Origin of the sequence: Candidatus Tenderia electrophaga (assembly GCA_001447805.1) — a bacterium.
In the GTDB taxonomy this organism is placed as follows: domain Bacteria; phylum Pseudomonadota; class Gammaproteobacteria; order Tenderiales; family Tenderiaceae; genus Tenderia; species Tenderia electrophaga.
The window spans coordinates 2147352-2165653 of sequence record CP013099.1; the positions used below are offsets into that span (position 1 = coordinate 2147352).

Below are 18302 nucleotides of genomic sequence, written 5' to 3' on the forward strand. Positions count from 1 at the left end.
TAAAGGAGCCAAGCCATGTTGGGTGTGTTTCTCGATCGTGACAGCCTGGATCGCGGTGATTTAGACTTCTCCGCGCTGGACACTCTCAGTGACGACTGGCGCTTCTACGGCGTCACTCGGCCGGACGACCTGGCCGAACGCATCTGCGACGCCCGGATCATCGTCAGCAATAAGGTGGTGATTGACGCCTCCGCCTTCGAGGCCGCGCCCAAGCTGCAACTGATTTGCATCGCCGCCACCGGCTATAACAATGTGGACCTGGAGGCCGCCCGGCGCCACGGCGTGACCGTCTGCAACGTGCGCGGCTACGCCACGGCGTCGGTCAGCCAACATGTCTTCGCACTGATTCTGTCCCTGTCCATTCACCTGGGCGGCTACCGCCGGGCGGTGATGAAGGGCGAATGGCAGCGCAGTCCGCACTTCTGTCTGCTCGACTATCCCATCGAAGAACTGGCCGGCAAAACACTCGGCATCATCGGCCACGGTGAACTGGGCCACGCCGTGGCGCGTCTGGGCGAGGCCTTCGGTATGCATGTGCTCATCAGCGAGCACCGTGGTGGCGCGCCGCGTCCCGGCCGGGTGGCCTTCGAACAGGTGTTGGCGGACGCGGATGTGCTTACCCTGCACTGCCCGCTGACGGCGCAGACCCGCGGCCTGATCGGCACGAGCGAGATTCAACAGATGAAGCCCGGCGCCGTTCTCATCAACACCGCACGTGGCGGGATTGTCGACGAACAGGCCCTCGTCGATGCCCTGCGCGACGGCCGACTAGCGGGCGCCGGGGTGGACGTGCTCACCGAGGAGCCGCCGCTGCACGGCAACCCCCTGCTCGCCGACGACATCCCCAATCTCATCCTCACTCCGCATATCGCCTGGGCCAGTCGCAACGCGCGTCAACGTCTGTTGGACGCGATCGGCGCCAACATCGGCGCCTTCTTGGCTGGCACGCCGCGCAACGTCGTGAGTACATGAGCGCTTATTACCTCGCCATCGATCAAGGCGGCCATGCCAGCCGCGCGATTGTCTTCGATGCCGCGGGCAACCCTGTCAGCCAGGCCGAGCAGTCTATTCAAACCCACACCCCGCGGGTGGGTTGGGTGGAACACGACGCCGCGGCACTGGTCCAGGCCACGCGCGCGGCCATCCACCGGGCGCTTGCACCGCTGGGGGACAATAAACGGCACATCCAAGCAGCAGGCCTGGCGACCCAGCGCGCCAGCATCGCCTGTTGGCATAAAACCAGCGGCGCGGCACTGGCGCCCATCCTGAGTTGGCAGGACCGGCGCCACGCCCAATGGTTGGAACGGCTGCACGCACACAGCGAAACCATACATGCCAAAACCGGTCTGTTCCTGTCGCCCCACTACGGCGCCAGCAAGATGCGCTGGTGTCTGGATAATCTCGATGAAGTCAAACATGCCCGGCAACAAGGACAGCTGGTGATCGGCCCGCTGGCCAGCTTCCTGGCCTGGCAGCTGGTGAAACAACGGCCGCTACTCGCCGATCCGGCCAATGCCTCGCGCACCTTGTTGTGGAACCTGCAGCGCGGCGACTGGGATGACGACTTACTGGAACTGTTCGGCATCCCCAAAGCCATCCTGCCGCCCTGTGTGGCCAGTCGCGCGGCGGTCGGGCAGCTGGACATCGACGCACTCAGCATTCCGCTTGAGGTGATCACCGGCGACCAATCCGCCGCCCTGTTCGCCTGGGGCCGGCCGCAGGCGGAGGCCTGTTATATCAATGTAGGCACCGGGGCCTTCGTTCAACGCGCCATGAACACCCTCCCGAACGCCAAACGTTTGCTCAGCGGTATCGCTTATCAGGATGACTCACAGACCTGGTTCACCTTGGAGGGCACGGTCAACGGCGCCGCCCGCGCCCTGCAATGGTATGGTGAAAAACACGGAATCACGAACATCGAGCAGTGCGTGACCGAGGCATTGGCCAGCGCAGCCATACCGGCGCTGTTTATCAACACGGTGGTCGGCTTGGGCTCACCCGACTGGCACAGCCAACTCGAGCCACGGTTCGTAGGCAGTCACAATCGCGCCGCACAACTGCTGGGCATTGTGGAAAGCATTGTGTTTTTAATCCAACGCAACCTGGATGAAATGCGCCACTGCACGGCTGCCGCGCAACACATCATTATCAGCGGCGGATTGGCCAAGCTGGACCGGCTGTGCCAGAGCCTTGCCGACCTAAGCAAGCGCCCGGTGAAACGCCCGCCCCTCCATGAGGCGACGGCAAGCGGCCTGGCCTACCTGGTGGCGCAACCCTCCGGCAAGTGGTGCGCGGGGGAGGGTTCCCGGACCTTTTTACCGCATACCCATGCGGCGCTCGAGCAACGCTATAGCGACTGGAGTCGAGAGCTGCAGCGCTCGATCGCCGACAAGGCTTGAAATGCCCGGTTGAATTCAATATGTTACCCTTCATCAGTGCGAAGGTCGGCATTTCAAACAATAATAAACCACGGCGTCGTTGGTTAACGCGCCGTTCTTCAAGGACGATATATAGCGCTATGGAACCACCTATTCTGATCGCCCATCGCGGCTACGCCAAGAAATTCCCGGAAAACACCTTGGTCGCCATCCAGGCGGCACTGGATGCAGGCGCATGCGGCGTGGAGTTCGATGTGCAGTTCACCAAAGACGGCGTACCGGTCTTGTTGCACGATGCCAATCTGAAACGCACCACCGGCACCAACAAGCGCATCACCAGTATAGAACATGCCCAGGTGCACGAAATTACAGTCAATGAAGCCCAACAACGCCCGAAAAAATTCGGCAATGTGGGTATCCCGACGCTGGCCTCAGTGGTGGAATTGTTCATCGATTATCCCAAGCGCCACGCCTTTGTAGAAATCAAGCAGGAATCCATCGACGCCTTTGGTATTGAAAAGGTGATCAAAACCCTGGCCACCCTGTGCCAGCCCATTATCGACCGTTGCACCCTGATCGGTTATGACGATCTCGCGCTGCGTTGTTCGCGCGCCATGGGATTCAAATCCATCGGCTGGGTGTTGAAAAAATACAATGACGAATCGCGCATCCGGGCCACCGAACTGGCCCCCGATTTTCTCTTCTGCAATCACACCAAGCTCCCCAAAAAAACCACAGACATCTGGCCCGGTCCCTGGCATTGGGTGTTTTACGAAGTCACCCATGTCAAACAAGCGCTGCAGCTGTTGGAGCTGGGCGCAGAATATCTGGAGACCATGGCCATCGCCGAACTCATGAAGAGCAAACAGTTGCGGGCGCGCCATTGCGGTGAAGCCTGAGTCGAGTGTGTCCTCCCCTTATTACGACATCATCATCATCGGGGGCGGCATTCACGGCGCCGGTGTCGCCCAGGCGGCCGCGGCACGGGGGTATTCGGTGCTGGTCCTGGAACAATCCGCCATCGCCGCCGGCACCTCGAGCCGCTCCAGCAAATTAATTCACGGCGGTCTGCGCTATCTGGAGAGCGCCCAATTCAACCTGGTGCGCGAATGCCTGTATGAACGCGCGCTACTGCTCAAAAACGCACCCGATCTGGTGCAACTCAAACCGTTCTATATTCCGGTGTATTCCGAGACCAGCCGCAGCGCCTGGCAGATTCGCGCCGGCTTGTCGCTTTACGGCACTCTGGGCGGTCTGAGCAATGCCACTCGTTTCCAGAGTGTCGCCATGCGTGAATGGGGCAAACTCGACGGTCTGGATTTGGAAGATCTGCAAAAGGTGTTTCGTTATTACGACGCCCAGACCGATGACAAGTTACTCACCGAAGCGGTCATGCGTTCCGCTCAGTCCCTCGGCGCCGAGCTGCAAATGCCCGCTAAATTTATCGCCGCCGAGCGGCGCGGCCAAGCTTATGTAGTGCACTACCAAACCGAGTTTAAACAGTTCGAATGCGAAACCGCCCTGCTCGTCAATGCCGGCGGCCCGTGGGTCAATGAAGTGCTGCAGCACGTGACGCCGACCATACACGCCCTGGCGATCGACTTGATCCAGGGCACCCATATCATTCTGGACGGCACCGTCAATCAAGGCATCTATTATATGGAAGCGCCGGAGGACAAACGCGCCGTCTTCGTCATGCCTTGGAAGGATAAATTGATGGTGGGCACCACCGAGAGTTTGTTCCGTGGCAATCCGTCCAAGGTGATCCCCTTGGCCAAGGAAAAATCTTACCTATTGCAGACCCTGGGCTATTATTTCCCGCGCTACCGTTTCACGACGCATAAGGAGATCCTGTCCTCTTTCGCTGGTCTGCGTGTACTGCCCAAAATCGACGGCATCCCCTTCTCACGCCCGCGCGACACTCTGTTTCATACCGATACACCGCAACAGCCGCGATTGGTGAGCATTTACGGCGGCAAGCTCACGGCCTACCGCGCCACTGCCGAAAGACTGATGCACCGATTCAGCTTCGTGCTGCCCGAACGCAAGGCAATGGGCGATACCCGTAAGCTGCCCTTGACTCCCTAACAGCCCCGGTCGCATTGCAAGCGTAAAGCCAGTAAAATACGGGGCTTATCAATATTTGCGGAATGTGGCAATGAAAAGCCTCTGGGACGATAACGAAGCCAAACAATACGCAGGCGAGCTGAGCCAACGCGTCTACACATCGCGCCTGCTGGGGCGCGACACCTCCTTGGTGTTACACGGCGGCGGCAACACCTCGGTTAAAATCACTGCGACCAACCTGGTGGGCGAAGAGGAAGAACTGCTCTGTGTCAAAGGCAGCGGCTGGGACCTGGAGACCATCGACATCCCCGGCTTTCCCGCCGTCAAATTGGAGCATCTGATCAAACTCGCCAAGCTGGACTCGCTTTCCGATCCGCAGATGGTCAACGAACTGCGCACCCATATGACCGACGCCACCGCGCCCACCCCCTCGGTGGAGGCCATACTGCACGCCACGCTGCCCTACAAATATGTCGATCATACCCACGCCGACGCGGTGGTGACGGTATGCAATACGCCGCATGGGCTGGACAAGATCAAACAGATCTACGGCGACTCGGTGGTGATCGTGCCCTACATCATGCCGGGGTTTGACCTGGCACGGCAGTGCGCCATCGAATTCGCAAAGCAGCGCAATGAAGGCAGCATCGGCATGGTGCTAATGCACCACGGCATCTTTTCCTTCGGCGATACAGCACAGGAATCCTATCAACGCATGATCCGGCTGGTGGGCATGGCCGAGGATTACATACGCGAACATGGCGCATGGGAACTCGATTACGACACCCCGGCCAAAGACACCATCGCCCCCCTCGCCCTGGCGCAGCTGCGCCAGGATGTTTCCAAGGCCGCCGGCTTTCCGCTGCTACTCCGCAGTCAGCGCGACGCCAAGGCCATGAGCTTCATCAACCGCAGTGATGTAGCCAAGATCTCGCAACAGGGCCCGGCTACGCCGGATCACGTCATCCGCACCAAGCGCCTGCCCCTGGTGGGGCGCGACGTGAAAAGCTATATCGCCGACTATAAGACCTATTTCGAGCAACACGCCCCCCGGGCGCGCGCGCCCAAGACCATGCTCGACCCGGCACCGCGCGTGATCCTGGATAAAGAACTGGGCATGGTCACGGCGGGCAAGAGCGCCAAAGAGGCGAAGATCGTCGCAGACATCTACGACCATACGATGGATATTATTACGCGCGCCGAGCTGTTGGGTGGCTGGCAGGCCCTCCCGGCCAAGGACCTGTTCGACATGGAATACTGGGATCTGGAACAGGCCAAACTGCGCAAGGGCGGCAAGCCGCCGGTATTTCAGGGCGAGGCGGCCTTGGTCACCGGCGCCGCCTCGGGCATCGGTCGGGCCTGTGTCGACTCCATGCTGGCACGCGGCGCGGCGGTCATCGCGCTGGATATCGATCCCGCTATCGAGACCCTATTCGAGCGTTCCGACGTCCTCGGCATCGTCTGCGACGTGGGCAGTGAATCTCAGCTTCAAGCCGCGCTCAAACAGGGTGTCGCCACCTTCGGCGGCCTGGACATGCTGGTGCTGAACGCCGGCATCTTCCCCGGCGGCTGCCGTATCGACAATCTGAGTTCCGAGGCGTGGCGCAAGGTCATGAACATCAATCTGGACGCCAACCTGATCCTGATGCGCGAGGCCTATCCCTATCTCAAACTGGCCCCCCAGGGCGGCCGCGTGGTGGCGATGGGCTCGAAGAACGTCCTGGCGCCGGGCCCCGGCGCGGTGGCCTACTCCGCCAGCAAGGCGGCATTGACCCAGATCACCCGCGTCGCGGCGCTGGAATGGGGCGCGGACAATATCCGCGTCAACACCCTGCATCCGGACTGCGTCTACGACACCGGCATCTGGACCGATGAAGTGCTGGCCGCGCGCGCCGAACATTACGGCTTGACGGTAGACGAATACAAAACCAAGAATGTGTTAAAAACAGAGGTCAGCAGCCACGACGTGGCGGAGCTGACGGCGGAGCTGTGCGGGCCGTTGTTCGCCAAGACCACGGCGGCGCAGTTGCCGATCGATGGGGGTAATGAACGAGTAATTTAAACCTTGAACCGCAAAGGTCGCCAAGGAACGCAAAGAGAATATGAATTTTGGAGTTACAGGGAATCTACAATCTCAATTCTAAAACCACTTAATTATCACTTTCTCGAATTGACTTCGCGCACCTTCGCGCCCTTTGCGGTTAAATTTCAAACATACAACATGGATCAGTAATAATGGCCCAATACATCTACACCATGAACCGGGTGAGCAAGGTTGTTCCCCCCAAACGCACCATCATCAAGGACATCTCCCTGTCCTTCTTTCCCGGCGCCAAGATCGGCCTGCTGGGCCTCAACGGCGCGGGTAAATCCACCGTGCTGCGCATCATGGCCGGTGAGGACACGGAATACGAAGGCGAGGCGCGGCCGCAGCCCGGCATCAACATCGGCTATCTGCCCCAGGAGCCGGAACTGGACCCCAGCAAGGACGTGCGCGGCAACGTGGAAGAGGCCCTGGGCCACATCAAAGAGGCGATGGAGAAGCTGGATCAAGTCTACGCCGCCTACGCCGAGCCGGACGCCGACTTCGATGCCCTGGCCAAGCAGCAGGCCGAGCTGGAGAACATCATCCAGGCCAGTGATGCCCACAATCTGGAGCGCAAACTGGAGATCGCCGCCGACGCCCTGCGCCTGCCGGCCTGGGATGCGGATGTGACCACACTCTCCGGCGGTGAGCGCCGCCGCGTGGCGCTGTGCCGCCTGATCCTGTCGGCGCCTGACATGCTGCTGCTGGATGAGCCCACCAACCACCTGGACGCCGAATCAGTCGCCTGGCTGGAGCAATTCCTGCGCGAATTCCAGGGCACCGTGGTGGCCGTTACCCATGACCGCTACTTCCTCGACAATGTGGCCGGCTGGATCCTGGAATTGGACCGCGGCCACGGCATCCCCTGGGAGGGCAACTACTCCTCCTGGCTGGAGCAGAAGGAGAAGCGCCTGGAGCAGGAGGAGAAAGGCGAACAGGCGCGCATGAAGGCGATGAAGGCCGAGCTGGAATGGGTGCGCAGCAACCCCAAAGGGCGCCACGCCAAGAGCAAGGCGCGCCTCACCCGCTATGAAGAACTGGCCAACCAGAACTTCGACAAGCGCAACGAGACCAACGAGCTATTCATTCCACCGGGCCCGCGCCTGGGCGATCTGGTGATCGAGGCCGACGGTCTGAGAAAGGGTTTCGGCGAGCGCCTGCTCATCGACGATCTCAGTTTCAATCTACCGCGCGGCGGCATCGTCGGCGTCATCGGCCCCAATGGCGCCGGTAAGTCCACCTTGTTCAAGATGATCATTGGCACGGAACAAGCGGATGGCGGCGAGCTGCGCATCGGCGAGACGGTACAGCTGGCCTACGTGGACCAGAGCCGTGACGCCCTGGATGACAGCAAGACCGCCTGGGAAGAGGTCTCCGACGGTCAGGACATCATCACCGTCAACGGCGTGCAGATCAACTCACGCGCCTACCTGAGCCGCTTCAACTTCAAGGGCACCGACCAACAGAAGCGCGTCGGCAAACTCTCCGGCGGCGAGCGCAACCGCCTGCATCTGGCCAAGCTGCTGCAAAGCGGCGGCAACGTGCTGCTGCTGGACGAACCCACCAACGACCTGGACGTGGAGACGCTGCGCGCCCTGGAAGAGGCCTTGCTGGAATTCGCCGGCTGCGTGGTGGTCATCTCCCATGACCGCTGGTTCCTGGACCGTATCGCCACCCACATGCTCGCCTTCGAGGGTGACAGTCACGTGGAGTGGTTCGAGGGTAACTTCGCCGACTATGAAGAGGACAAGAAACGTCGTCTGGGTGAAGATGCCGTGACGCAGCCGCATCGTATTACTTATAAGAAATTCAGCGATTGATTTTGTGGGGCGCTGCGCGACTTAATACCCCCCCCTAACCCCCCCTAACCCCCCCTTTTTCAAAGGGGGGATCTACGTGCTTATAGCGACGCTTTACCCACTAGAGGGTGACATACATTTATAGCCCCCTCTTTAATAAAGAGGGGGTTGGGGGAGATTTGAGGCGAGCCCACCACAGATTTAGGTAAAAAAAAGCCCCGGCATTCAAAACCGCCGGGGCTTTTTTATTGCGATACCAGCGGGACCATAGGCCCCGCTGTTTTTCTGCCTTACTTCTTGGCTTCGCGCTCCTGCACTTCCTTGATGACGTCATCGGCCACATTCTTGGGGCAGGCACTATAGTGTGCGAATTCCATGGAGAACTGGCCGCGACCCGAGGTCATGGTACGCAGGTCACCGATGTAACCGAACATCTCGGACAGCGGACACTCGGCCTTGATACGCACACCGGTCGGGCCTGATTCCTGGCCCTGGATCATGCCGCGGCGACGGTTCAGGTCACCGATGACATCGCCGACGTGATCATCCGGGGTAAACACATCCACCTTCATGATCGGCTCCAGCAACTGCGGGCCGGCCTTGGGCATGGTCTGACGATAGGCCGCCCTGGCGGCGATCTCATAGGCCACCGCCGAGGAGTCGACCGCGTGGAAGGCACCATCCATCAGGATGACCTTGAAGTCGAGACAGGGGAAGCCGGCCAGCACGCCCTTTGCGGTGCTTTCTCTGAAGCCCTTCTCCACGGCCGGCCAGAATTCACGCGGTACATTACCGCCGGTGACCTTGGATTCGAATTCAAAGCCTGAACCCGGTTCGCCTGGCTCGATGACGTAATCGATCTTGGCGAATTGGCCCGAGCCACCCGTCTGTTTCTTATGGGTATAGCTGTCTTCAGTCCGTTGGGTGATGGTCTCGCGGTAGGCGACCTGAGGCTTGCCCACGTTGACCTCGATGCCATGGGTACGCTTGAGGATATCGACCTTGATGTCCAGATGCAGCTCACCCATGCCCTTGATAATGGTCTCGCCGGAATCTTCATCCGTTTCAACGCGGAAGGACGGGTCTTCGGCGATCATCTTGCCGATGGCGATACCCATCTTCTCAGCAGACGCCTTGTCCTTGGGCGCGATGGCGATAGATATAACCGGTTCGGGGAACACCATGGGCTCCAGGGTGGCCGGGTTTTTGGGGTCGGCCAGGGTATGTCCGGTTTGCACGTTTTTCATACCCACCACGGCAACGATGTCGCCGGCCTGGGCGCTGTCGCGCTCCTCGCGCGAATCCGCATGCATCTCGACGATACGGCCGATACGCTCGGTCTTGCCGGTGAAGGTATTCATTACCGTGTCACCCTTGTTCATCTTACCGGTATAGACGCGCATAAAGGTCAGGGCGCCGAAACGGTCGTCCATGATCTTGAATGCCAGGGCACGCAGTGGACCGTTGGGATCAACGATGGCGAATTTTCCGGTCTCGTTACCTTCCAAATCCACCTCAGGCTGAGGATTGACCTCCGTCGGGCTTGGCAAATAATCGACCACGCCGTCCAGCACCAGCTGAACCCCTTTGTTTTTGAATGAAGAACCGCAGAAGGTCGGGAAGAAATCCAGATGGATAGTCCCCTTGCGAATGCAACGCTTGAGGTCTTCGATGGACGGCTCTTCGCCTTCCAGATATTTCTCCATCAAGTCATCGTCCTGCTCGACAGCCGTTTCCACCAACTCGGCGCGATATTCTTCCGCCTTGGCTTTATACGCCTCCGGGATGTCGACGATCTCGTAGTTGAGCGGATCGCCCGATTCGTCCCAGATCCACGCTTTCATGTTGAGCAGGTCGATGACGCCCTTGAAATCGTCTTCGATGCCGATGGGCAGGGTCATCACCAGCGGGCGCGCGGCCAGCACGTTCTTGACCTGGTCGACCACGCGATAGAAATCAGCGCCGATACGGTCAAGCTTGTTGACGTAGATGATGCGCGCGACCTTGGAGTCGTTGGCGTAACGCCAGTTGGTCTCGGACTGGGGCTCGACGCCGCCGGAACCGCAGAACACGCCGACACCGCCGTCGAGCACCTTCAGCGAACGATACACCTCGATGGTGAAGTCCACGTGGCCGGGGGTGTCGATAATGTTGAAACGATGATCCTTCCAAAAACAGGTGGTGGCGGCGGACTGGATGGTGATTCCGCGCTCTCTCTCCTGATCCATGAAATCGGTGGTGGCGGCGCCGTCGTGGACTTCTCCCAGCTTGTGGATCTTACCCGTCAGCTTGAGGATACGTTCGGTGGTGGTGGTCTTGCCCGCATCCACGTGCGCGAAAATACCAATGTTTCTGTATTTAGTCAGATCAGTCATGTTTCTACTCTAGAGTTGTGTATAAAATCATTCGGCCGAGCGCTAAAAGCCGGCCCACGTCAAAATGGCCGCTATTTTACATCAAAATCTGTGAAAAAACAGGCAAATACCGGGAGGACAGCAAAATTCTCCGCGCGCGGCCGGGAATGCCGGTTATCCCCTTGTTTTGTAACGATAGTGAGCCTGGGACGGGGGGAACGGACCCTACCGGCACCCAACACCGCGGTCAATCACAGTGCAACTGACCGCCGCCGCGGGGAATAGTTCTCCCGAGCGCGCGGCGACCCTCGCCAAACGCCTGATTTATGCCCATACTTGTCAAAGGCAAAACACTCAGGGAGGAATACACATGCAGCGTTTATGTTTGTTTGGCGTCCTGCTGGCCGTACTGGCGCTACCGGCGCAGGCCAAGGTCATCGCCGAGTCGGTCACGTATCAAGCCGGCGACACCCTCCTAAAGGGCTACTTGGTCTATGACGACGCCATCCGGGGCAAACGACCGGGGATTCTCGTGGTGCATGAATGGTGGGGGCTGAACGACTATGCACGCATGCGCGCGCGTCTGTTGGCGGAGCAGGGTTATGTGGCGCTGGCACTGGACATGTACGGCGAGGGCAAGCAGGCCAGCCATCCGGAAGATGCGCAGAAATTCTCCTCTGAAATCGCCAATAACGTCGAGCTGGGCAAACTACGCTTCACCGCGGCGATGGACTTTTTGAAACAACAGCCACTCACGGATACCACCGACATCGCCGCTATCGGCTATTGCTTCGGCGGTGCCGTGGTGCTGCAAATGGCGCGCGAGGGGGTCGATCTGGATGCCGTGGTCAGCTTTCACGGCAGCCTCGGCACCCGCAATCCGGCCGAGGCCGGCGCCGTCAAGGCGCAGATTATGGTCGCCCACGGCGCGCAAGATCCGTTTGTGAAACCGGAGCAGATCACCGGCTTTATAGATGAGATGAACCAGGCCGAGGCGTTTTACCGCTTTATCATCTACAGCGGCGCCAAGCATTCCTTTACCAATCCGGGAGCCGATGAATTCGGCGAAAAATTCGATCTGCCCCTCGAGTACAACCCGCAGGCGGATCGCGATTCCTGGCAGCATATGCAGACTTTTTTGCGCGACGCCTTCCTTAAATAGGCCCGCGGCGGCGGCCAGCAAGGCGGCCTCCGCATCGCGGCGCGAAATGTCGTAACCCAGCGACACCCCGGCGGAGATGGCCGATCAGGCTTCAAAAGCTGATCAAGGATCGGCAATAGCGGTGTTTGGGACCGGCCTGGCAGTGACGCCTCAACAACAGATTGCCGCCCATGAACGCAGCCACTGCCAGGATAAGGGTGACGATACCGGCAACAAAGTCTCGCAAGCTCAAGCCGGACCTGCGTAATTCCGGGTATTGAAAAAAGCGTCCGCTGTGCGCTAAGACCCGCTATTCCAAGCCCTTCTCTTCGATGCTCATAATCGCGGCATAATGGGCGCGGGCGATGCGATCACGCCCCTCCCGCGTCATCAGGCACTCGCGACACTCCTGCTCGTTATCCATGAAAAAGTTTTCCGTCAGGATGGCCGGCATACGAGTACGTGTGAGCACGTAGAAATTGGCCTCCTTGTCCACATCACCGTCCAGGGTGTCGGCGCGCATCCTGATATCGGGGAACTCATTCTTGAATTCATTAAAAAACACCGTTGCCACGGCGTCCGAATCCGTCTCGCCCGGCGAAGTATAGACCTCGTATCCGGTGCCGCCACCGGCGTTAGCGTGAATGGATACATAAATACAGTTGCGCTGGTGGTGATAGTTGTTGGCGCGCCGCACCCGTTCGTTGAGTGAGATATCTTCCAATTCCGGCGCGATATTGACATAGCTGACCCGATCGGCGGTCAGCATCTCAATCAGGCGGTTGACGATGGAGCGGTTGAACTCGCCTTCATAAAGAATCGCCCCGTCGTCCCATTTGGGACTGCGCTTACCCTCGGTTTGATACAGGCCGTCGATTACGCCGCCATGACCGTTGTCCAGCAACCATAGATATCTGCTTGTCATCGCCATCCATCCCTCGTCTGTACGGATATATTTTTAGTTGTAGCATAGTTCAAGTCCACCGCAATCAAAGCAGAGCGCGCGCCATCACCAGCGCGTCTTCCCGGCCGACATGGCTGGGATAATAATTATTGCGGCAACCCAGTTCGTTAAACCCCATCGAATGATACAGGCTGATTGCTGCTTGATTGGAGGCGCGCACTTCCAGCAACATCAGCTCGATGTCATGTTTGCGAGCGATTTGCTCGAGCATATGCAACAATCCCCGCCCCAAGCCCGCACCGCGGAAATCGGGATGAACACAGACATTCAGCACATGGGCCTCCCCCGCCCCCATGGACATGACGGCATAGCCGACCAGCCGCCCATCCCTCTCCAGCAGACCGCCGTAGTAGCCGCTATTGAGGCAATCGCGGAAATTTCCGGCGCTCCAGGGAAAGGTATAGGAAAGGCGCTCCAGCGGCATCACCGTTTCGATGTCGTCCATTTTCATCGGGCGCAACTGATACGGAGCGGGAAACATGCGACCGGCTCAGTGACTAGCGTTCATCACTTGCCGCGCCAGCAGCAGATCCTGCCAGGCCTTGCGTTTTTGCGCCGGCGAGCGCAGCAGGTAGGCCGGATGATAGCTGATCACCACCGGAACGCCGGTATCGGCGTATTCGAAGCGTTTGCCGCGCAGCGCGCCGACGCGCTCATCGGTGTTGAGCAGATTGTGGGCGGCGACGCGTCCGACGGCGAGAATAATCTTGGGTTGGATCAACTCGATTTGGCGTTTGAGATAGCCCCGGCAGGCACCGGCTTCGTCCGGCTTGGGGTCGCGATTACCGGGCGGGCGACACTTGACGATGTTGGTGATATAGACCTGTTCACGTTGCAGGCCGATCGCCAGCAGCATCTGATCCAAGAGCTTGCCGGCGCGGCCGACGAAGGGTTCGCCCTGCTTGTCTTCGTCGGCGCCCGGGGCTTCACCGATGATCAGCCAGTCGGCCCGATGATCGCCCACACCGGGAACCGCTTGGATGCGGTGTTCATGTAAGGGGCAACGAGTACAGGCACGGACGGTGGCCTCCAGCTCGGGCCAATCCAAGGCGGCAATGGCCGGGTCGGCATCGGCCGCAGGATCGGAGACTGTGGTGGTGGTGGCGTCGACCGCATCGGCGCCACCGCCCGGCGCCGGGGACCGGCGCAGCCGCCAACTCTGGATGCCCATGGCATCCAGATAGGGTTGGCGTTTGTGCTGATCCATGGTCCCCTCCCGGTGTCATTAAAGTTGGGGATGGGCCCGTTCGGCCGCCGCCAGGATCTTGTTCAGGGCGTTGATATAGGCCCGCGCCGAGGCGATGACGATATCGGTATCGGCCCCTTGACCGTTGACGATGCGGCCACCGCGCTCCAGGCGCACGGTCACCTCGCCCTGGGCGTCGGTGCCGCTGGTGATATTGCTGACCGAATACAGCTGCAGGTCGGCGCCGCTGTCGATCACCGCTTCGATGGCCTTGAAGGTCGCGTCCACCGGGCCACTGCCGCGCGACTGGCCCTGCTGTTCTTCGTTGTTGATGCGCAGGGTGATCCGGGCGTCGGGGGTCTCGCCGGTTTCGGAACAGACCTTCAGGGCGACCAGTTTAACGTATTCGTTCTCGGCCTCCAGATTGACCTCGGTGACCAGGGCCTGCAGATCGTCGTCGTAGATCTCATGCTTTTTGTCGGCCAGTTCTTTAAAGCGGGCGAAGGTGTCGTTGAGTTCCTCTTCCGAGTCAAAGGCGATGCCCAATTCCTGCAGGCGGGTGCGGAAGGCGTTGCGCCCCGAGTGTTTACCCAGCACCATGCGGTTGGTACTCCAACCGACGTCTTCGGCGCGCATGATCTCGTAGGTCTCGCGATTCTTGAGCACACCGTCCTGGTGAATGCCCGACTCATGGGCGAAGGCGTTGGCGCCGACGATGGCCTTGTTGGGCTGCACCACGAAACCGGTGATGCCCGAGACCAGGCGGCTGCAGGGCACGATCTGGGCGGTATCCAGGGTGGTATCGCAGGGAAAGATATCCTGGCGCGTGCGCACCGCCATAACGATCTCTTCCAGCGAGGCATTGCCGGCGCGTTCGCCCAGGCCGTTGATGGTGCACTCCACCTGGCGGGCGCCGTTCATGACCGCCGACAGGGAGTTGGCCACGGCCAGGCCCAAGTCATTATGACAATGCACCGAGAACACCGCCTTGTCCGCGTTGGGGATGCGCTCGATCAGGTTACGCATCAGGCCGCCGAATTGTTCCGGCACGTTGTAACCGACCGTGTCCGGGATGTTGATGGTACGGGCGCCGGCCTCAATCACCGCCTCGATCACACGGCAGAGAAAATCCAGCTCGGAGCGGCCGGCGTCTTCGGGGGAGAACTCGACGTTGTCGGTGTACCGGCGGGCGCGCTGGACCGCCTTCACGGCCTGCTCCACCACCTGGTCCGGCGACATGCGCAGCTTCATCTCCATATGGATGGGCGAGGTGGCGATGAAGGTGTGGATGCGCGCCGAGTTGGCGCCCTTGAGGGCCTCGCCGGCGCGATCGATGTCCTTGTCCAGGGCGCGGGCCAGACCACAGACCGTGCTGTCCTTGACGGTATTGGCCACCGCCTGTACCGACTCGAAGTCACCCTGGCTGGCGATGGGAAAACCGGCCTCGATAACGTCGACGCGCATCTTTTCCAAGGCCTTGGCGATACGGATCTTCTCTTCCTTGGTCATGGAGGCGCCGGGGCTTTGCTCGCCGTCGCGCAAGGTGGTGTCGAAAATGATTAATTTATCACTCATTTTTCAATGCTCCAGTGCTGTGTGCTGATGTTACAGCAGGGCTACATCAGCGGCAAACGGAAGGCTCCGGGGGAACGCTTTCCGTCGATCAGTGTTCAGGTTTGTATGATTTTGGGCCCGCAACCGGGCTAGGGGATTAGTCTCTGCCCGAAGGCAGCAGTCGCAGGCCGGCGCGCAGCAAGGCATTGCCGGTGGAGGGAAGGACAAACTGTGGGACCGCTGGAGTCATGAAGCTTTCCGATATTCGTTGGAAGAAATATAACGTCCCCGGCGCCGGTGCGCAAGCCCGCCGGGGCTGCAAATCACTGCCCTTTGTCGGCCGACTTGCGCGCGGCGCGGCGCTGACGCAACAACACCAAGGTCAGCACCGGACCGGACAGGGCATAGATGAGCGCCATGGCGAACAGCACACGCGGCGGGTCCAGGGCCACCAGCACGAAGATCGCCACCACCACCAGGATCTTGAAAAACGGCACCTTGCCCTTGAGATCCAGGTCTTTAAAACTGTTATAACGCACGTTGCTGACCATGAGCACACCGGCGGCGGCCGTCAGCAGGGCCGTGATCCAGCCCAGATCCCCCCGCACCCAGGCGGCGTCATGCCCCCACCAGACCAGCCCCACCACCAAGGCCGCCGCCGCCGGGCTGGCCAGGCCTTGAAAATAACGCTTATCGATAATACCGACCTGGGTATTGAAACGCGCCAGGCGCAACGCGGCACCCGCGGCATAGACAAAGGCGGCGGCGAAGCCCACCTTACCCAGCGGCGTCAATGCCCAGAGATACATGACCAATGCCGGCGCCAGACCGAAGGACACCATGTCGGCCAGACTATCGTACTCCTTGCCGAAATCACTCTGGGTATTGGTCATGCGTGCCAGCCGGCCGTCGATGCCGTCCATGAACATGGCGATAAAGATCGCGATTGCCGCCGCTTCGAAGCGACCGCTCATGGCGGCGATGATGGCGAAGAAGCCGGCAAACAGGCCCGCCGTGGTGAACAGATTGGGCAACAGATAAATACCGCGGCGGCGTTTTTTTTCTGCTTCCGTTTCCATTGGCGTTCGCTCTTGCTCCTTCAGTTCCAGACTAAGGCTCCATTCTTACATCTTCGTGTAATGGATACAAAACAGGGATTGGGCCGCAGCACCAATCCCTGTAGCGATAGCGTCAAAAACAAAGATCAGTTCTTGGTCTTATCGACGATCTTGTTGGCGCTGATCCAAGGCATCATCTCACGCAGACGCGCGCCCACCTGCTCGATGGGATGCTCGGCGTTGAGGCGACGCATGGCGGTCATCTCGGGATAATTGGCCTGGCCTTCCTGGATGAACTGCTTGGCGTACTTGCCTTCCTGAATGTTCTTCAATGCCTCGCGCATGGCCCAGCGGCTCTCTTCGTTGATGACCTTGGGGCCGGTGACATACTCGCCGTACTCAGCGTTGTTGGAGATGGAGTAGTTCATGTTGGCAATGCCGCCCTCGTACATCAGATCGACGATCAGCTTGAGTTCGTGCAGACACTCAAAGTAGGCCATCTCGGGGGCGTACCCCGCCTCCACCAGGGTTTCGAAGCCGGCCTTGACCAGCTCCACCGCGCCGCCGCACAGCACCGCCTGCTCACCGAACAGGTCGGTCTCGCACTCGTCGCGGAAGGTGGTTTCGATAATGCCGGTACGACCGCCGCCGATGGCGGAGGCATAAGACAGAGCGATCTGTTTGGCCTTGCCGGAGGCGTCCTGTTCGATCGCAATCAGGTCGGGAATACCGCCGCCCTTGGCGAACTCGGAACGCACGGTATGGCCGGGTGCCTTGGGCGCGATCATGATCACGTCCAGGTCCTGGCGTGGCACGATCTGGTTGTAGACGATGGAGAAGCCATGGGCGAAGGCCAGCACCGCGCCCTGCTTGAGGCTGGGCTCGATCTCGTTCGTGTAGAGCTGGGCCTGGAACTCGTCCGGGGTCAGGATCATGACCAGGTCGGCGCCTTCCACTGCGTCAGCGGCATTGGCGACCTTGAGGCCGGCCGCTTCGGCCTTGGCGGCGGAGGCGGAACCTTCACGCAGCGCGACGGTGACATCGACACCGGAATCCTTCAGGTTATTGGCATGGGCATGGCCTTGTGAACCATAACCAACGATGGTGACCTTCATCCCCTTGATAATGGAAAGATCACAATCTTTATCGTAATAAATATTCATGGGCTGTTTCCTTATTAAACTAACTTCATCAATTAGAGAACCGAATTCGATTTACAGCGACAGACTCTTCTCGCCACGGGCGATGCCCGATACACCTGAGCGCACGGTCTCGATGATCGCTTCCGCGCCCACCGCCTTGAGAAAGGCATCGAGCTTGTCGCCGGTGCCGGTCAGCTCCACGGTATAGGTGGAGGTGGTGACATCGATAATATTGCCGCGGAAGATATCCACCAGGCGGTTGATCTCATGGCGCGCCTCGGTGCCCGACTCGGCCTTGATCTTGACCAACATCATCTCACGCTCGATGTGGGCGCCTTCGGTGAGATCGATCAGCTTGACCACATCGATCAGCTTATTGAGCTGCTTGGTGATCTGTTCGATGATCTCGTCCGAGCCGCGCGTCACCAGGGTCATGCGCGACAGGGATGGATCCTCGGTCGGCGCCACGGTCAGGGATTCGATGTTATAGCCGCGCGCCGAAAACAGCCCGGCCACACGTGACAGGGCACCCGCTTCATTTTCCATCAAAATCGAAATTATATGCCGCATCGA

15 protein-coding genes are annotated in these 18302 nt (G+C 59.7%); 7 read left to right on the forward strand and 8 right to left on the reverse strand.

Annotated elements, in window-relative coordinates; translation table 11 throughout:
* Positions 1-15 precede the first annotated feature (15 nt).
* From Tel_09885 to Tel_09910, 6 genes are all read left to right on the forward strand, one after another.
* The gene (locus Tel_09885; protein ID ALP53433.1) at positions 16-972 is read left to right on the forward strand and encodes a glycerate dehydrogenase; all 957 of its coding nucleotides are present in this window, start codon (positions 16-18) and stop codon (positions 970-972) included.
* Positions 969-2399, forward strand: coding sequence for a hypothetical protein (locus Tel_09890; GenBank protein ID ALP53434.1), 1431 nt, complete (start codon positions 969-971; stop codon positions 2397-2399). Before Tel_09885 ends, Tel_09890 begins: the two co-directional genes overlap by 4 nt.
* A gap of 119 nt (positions 2400-2518) precedes the next feature.
* Positions 2519-3277 carry a hypothetical protein gene (locus Tel_09895; protein ALP53435.1) on the forward strand — a complete coding sequence of 253 codons (759 nt, stop codon included), beginning with the start codon at positions 2519-2521 and terminating at the stop codon, positions 3275-3277.
* Between the two features lie 7 nt (positions 3278-3284).
* Positions 3285-4466, forward strand: coding sequence for a hypothetical protein (locus Tel_09900; protein ID ALP53436.1), 1182 nt, complete (start codon positions 3285-3287; stop codon positions 4464-4466).
* Between the two features lie 70 nt (positions 4467-4536).
* The gene (locus tag Tel_09905) at positions 4537-6507 is read left to right on the forward strand and encodes a short-chain dehydrogenase (GenBank protein ID ALP53437.1); all 1971 of its coding nucleotides are present in this window, start codon (positions 4537-4539) and stop codon (positions 6505-6507) included.
* A gap of 173 nt (positions 6508-6680) precedes the next feature.
* Positions 6681-8351 carry an ABC transporter ATP-binding protein gene (locus Tel_09910; GenBank protein ALP53438.1) on the forward strand — a complete coding sequence of 557 codons (1671 nt, stop codon included), beginning with the start codon at positions 6681-6683 and terminating at the stop codon, positions 8349-8351.
* Between the two features lie 269 nt (positions 8352-8620).
* On the opposite strand, the gene Tel_09915 is transcribed toward Tel_09910, so the two are convergent.
* Positions 8621-10705, reverse strand: coding sequence for an elongation factor G (locus Tel_09915; GenBank protein ID ALP53439.1), 2085 nt, complete (start codon positions 10703-10705; stop codon positions 8621-8623).
* A 349-nt stretch (positions 10706-11054) separates the two neighbouring features.
* On the opposite strand from Tel_09915, the gene Tel_09920 reads away from it, so the two are divergent.
* A complete protein-coding gene (locus Tel_09920) occupies positions 11055-11846 on the forward strand; it encodes a dienelactone hydrolase (GenBank protein ALP53440.1) in 792 nt (263 codons plus the stop codon).
* A gap of 289 nt (positions 11847-12135) precedes the next feature.
* Here the strand turns inward: Tel_09920 and Tel_09925 are convergent, their stop codons facing one another.
* From Tel_09925 to Tel_09955, 7 genes are all read right to left on the reverse strand, one after another.
* Positions 12136-12750: a cell wall hydrolase gene (locus Tel_09925; GenBank protein ALP53441.1), complete on the reverse strand. Its 615-nt coding sequence runs from the start codon at positions 12748-12750 to the stop codon at positions 12136-12138.
* A gap of 64 nt (positions 12751-12814) precedes the next feature.
* Positions 12815-13240, reverse strand: coding sequence for a hypothetical protein (locus tag Tel_09930; protein ID ALP53442.1), 426 nt, complete (start codon positions 13238-13240; stop codon positions 12815-12817).
* 39 nt (positions 13241-13279) lie between these two features.
* On the reverse strand, positions 13280-13996 hold the full coding sequence (locus Tel_09935) for a hypothetical protein (GenBank protein ALP53443.1): 717 nt from the start codon (positions 13994-13996) through the stop codon (positions 13280-13282).
* 18 nt (positions 13997-14014) lie between these two features.
* Positions 14015-15550, reverse strand: a complete 1536-nt coding sequence (locus Tel_09940; GenBank protein ALP53444.1) for a 2-isopropylmalate synthase — start codon at positions 15548-15550, stop codon at positions 14015-14017.
* A 302-nt stretch (positions 15551-15852) separates the two neighbouring features.
* Positions 15853-16608 (reverse strand): CDP-diacylglycerol--serine O-phosphatidyltransferase, encoded by a 756-nt coding sequence (locus Tel_09945; protein ALP53445.1) that lies wholly within the window; start codon positions 16606-16608, stop codon positions 15853-15855.
* Positions 16609-16733: 125 nt separating this feature from the next.
* A complete protein-coding gene (locus Tel_09950; protein ALP53446.1) occupies positions 16734-17750 on the reverse strand; it encodes a ketol-acid reductoisomerase in 1017 nt (338 codons plus the stop codon).
* Between the two features lie 51 nt (positions 17751-17801).
* Positions 17802-18299 (reverse strand): acetolactate synthase small subunit, encoded by a 498-nt coding sequence (locus Tel_09955; protein ID ALP53447.1) that lies wholly within the window; start codon positions 18297-18299, stop codon positions 17802-17804.
* Positions 18300-18302 lie beyond the last annotated feature (3 nt).